General features: G+C 44.6%; 3 protein-coding genes. 1 reads left to right on the forward strand and 2 read right to left on the reverse strand.

Translation table 11 applies throughout. From position 1 onward, the window contains the following. Nucleotides 1-12: 12 nt before the first annotated feature. Complete coding sequence (locus J6I68_RS17375; protein ID WP_442861718.1) at nucleotides 13-102, forward strand: IS3 family transposase; 90 nt, start codon at nucleotides 13-15, stop codon at nucleotides 100-102. A 42-nt stretch (nucleotides 103-144) separates the two neighbouring features. On the opposite strand, the gene J6I68_RS00640 is transcribed toward J6I68_RS17375, so the two are convergent. Both J6I68_RS00640 and J6I68_RS00645 read right to left on the reverse strand, forming a co-directional pair. Next, the gene (locus J6I68_RS00640; protein ID WP_292216352.1) at nucleotides 145-2,229 is read right to left on the reverse strand and encodes a heavy metal translocating P-type ATPase; all 2,085 of its coding nucleotides are present in this window, start codon (nucleotides 2,227-2,229) and stop codon (nucleotides 145-147) included. 6 nt (nucleotides 2,230-2,235) lie between these two features. Then, complete coding sequence (locus J6I68_RS00645) at nucleotides 2,236-2,484, reverse strand: DUF6110 family protein (RefSeq protein WP_292216354.1); 249 nt, start codon at nucleotides 2,482-2,484, stop codon at nucleotides 2,236-2,238. Nucleotides 2,485-2,859 lie beyond the last annotated feature (375 nt).

Genomic DNA, 2,859 nt, shown 5'->3' on the forward strand with positions numbered 1-2,859 from the left:
GTTAAAGAATATATAGACTACTACAATAACAAAAGGATTCAGGCGAAAACAAAATGGATGCCACCTGTACAATACAGGATAGCATCCATGTGTTCAACCTAATTCATAAATATGTGTCCAGGATTCTGGGTACATATCAGTGTCTTATTTTTCTTTTTTCAGGTTGGTCATACTCCTAAGTCCCAGCGCTATGGTAGAACCGTTATGAAGCATTGCGCTTGTCGCAGGAGTAATGACTCCAAAGAGTCCAAGCCCGATAAGTCCTAAGTTAAAGCCTACCACAAAGCGGTAGTTAAATCTTATCCTCTTCATCAGAAGGTCACTTAGTTCTTTTAATGTCACAAGCCTGTACAGGTCGTCCTCAGATATCATGACATCCGCTATCTGTCTTGCAAGCTGAGCGCCTTCGCTTATGGCGATACCGCAGTCAGCTTCTGAAAGAGCAGGGGAATCATTGATACCGTCGCCTATCATGACAACTGTGTGGCCCTTCTCTTTTTCTTTTCTCACAAACCCAGCCTTGTCCTCAGGAAGCACCTCTGCATAGTAAGAATCAACTCCAACGAGCCCGGCAACTCTTTTCGCCGTGTGCTTGGAATCTCCTGTCATCATCACAATATTCTTAAAGCCCGCCATGTGGAGCTTTTTAACAACATCCAAAGCTTCAGGCCTTAGCGGATCCACAAGAAGGATAACTGCAGCAAGCTCGCCGCCAATAGCAAGGAACAGCCTTGAATACTCCTTGGAGATATTTTCAAGCTTATCCTTTTCCGCCTCAGGTATTACACAGCCCTCGTCTTCCATGACAAAATGCCAGCTTCCGATGACGACTTTTTTGCCATCAATGTCAGAGGCGATCCCATGGGCAACAACATATTCAACCTTGCTGTGCATCTCGTTGTGCTCAAGGCCTCTTTCTGCTGCCTCTTGCACAACTGCGTTGGCAATTGAATGCGGATAGTGCTCCTCAAGGCATGCAGCTATCCTGAGCATCTCATCTTTGTCCCTTCCGGAAAAAGTGATGACGTCCATAACCTTTGGCGTTGCCATGGTAAGAGTTCCTGTCTTATCAAAAACGATGGTGTCTGCCGATGCTATGGCTTCCAGGAATTTGCCGCCCTTAACCGTAAGGTGATTGTCCTGACACTCCCTCATTGCAGAAAGAACTGTGACAGGCATAGAGAGCTTTAGCGCACAGGAAAAGTCCACCATCAGAACAGAAAGAGCCTTGGTGATATTTCTCGTGAAGAGATAAGCAAGGATCGTGCCACCAAGGGTGTAAGGAACAAGGCCATCTGCCAGATGCTCTGCCCTTGACTCTACTCCCGACTTAAGCTGCTCGGATTCCTCAATCATCTTGATGATCTTCTCGTACCTTGTGGCGCCAGAAGTTTTTTCTACCCTGAGGATGATATCCCCCTCTTCTATTACAGTACCGGCGTAAACGTAGGCACCTTCCTTCTTTTCAACAGGTATTCCCTCCCCTGTAAGCGTAGCCTGATTAACCATGGCTTCTCCGGAAACCACCGTTCCATCAAGAGGAATGACGTTTCCAACTCTCACAGAGATCTCATCCCCGGGAGCCACCTGGCTTATAGGGATCTGTATCTCAGAGCCATCTTTTCTTAGCCACACCTTATCAGCCTTAAGCGCCATGCTTCGTGCCAGGTCATCTACTGACTTTTTGTGAGTCCACTCTTCCAGCAGATCTCCAACTCCAAGTAGGAACATGACCGAGGAAGCGGTGCTGTAATCTCCTGTTAAAAGAGATACCGTAATGGCAGTTGCATCCAGAACCGATACTTCCAGTTTCCTTCTCTTAAGCAGGCTCACAAGTCCCCTGTAAATGAACTTGGTAGCCATGATAATGGCCTTTACTCTTCTTATGGGCGACGGCAAAAAGACTCTGCATCCATAGTGAAGGATCACCTTGGTGATGAGCTTTTCCTTGTAAGATGCCATCAGCTCTCTACCGGTGTTATCCGGCACAAGGGCCTTTACCTCTTCAGAATCAGCATCAAAAGTTGTTACTTTCTTCAGAATCTCATCTCTGTCTCCAGTGTAGACAATAACTGCATCTGCACTTCTTTCGTAGACAGTTGCTTTTTCCACTCCATCAAGAGAAAGCAGATAGTACTGTAACCTATCTGCTTCTTCAAAAGAAAATCGTCTTTTTGGCATGGAAAAGCGGATTCGACCACTGATCTCATGTTTTATGACTATTTTCATATTCTATTATTCTCCGACTGTTTCTTCTTCGTTTGCCTTGCGCTCTTCGTTGATTGCCTTAGCCTCTGCAAGGACATCTCCGCAGTTCTCCTGAACCTTGTTTGCTGTATCCATCACGCAGTCCTTGGCGCGAAGAACAGCTGCTGTAGTATGAGTGTAGCACTTCTTTGCATCCTTGCTGGACAGCACCTTAATACCTGCTGTTCCAAAAAGCACTCCGCCTAAAAACCATACACAATGATGCCAGTTCTTCATAGTAATCATCTCCTGTTCTATACTATTTTTCCCTCTTCAAAATGAAAACAAACAAATGCAGTATCCCCACATTTGTTTGTTTCTTAAGTTTATCACAAACCATAAACCGTTATAATATGTGCAATTGAGAACTTTTCTCAAAACAAGACACGGGGACGGTTCCAATGTCATTTAGTTAAGAAAAAACATTATTGTAATAGAAAAAGTGATTCCACGAAAAACGTGAGAATCACTTTTTTTATTTAAATTTTTTAAATTTAGGCTTGACTCAGACCTCAAAAAGTGCGGCCGCCTTTGCTAAAGAAGCTTTAGCAAAGGCGGCCCCTTAAATCAAAGGTATCCGACCACACATTGATTTAAGGGAGACACTTATGA

The sequence above is a fragment of the Butyrivibrio sp. genome, from assembly GCF_017940685.1.
Lineage (GTDB): Bacteria > Bacillota > Clostridia > Lachnospirales > Lachnospiraceae > Butyrivibrio.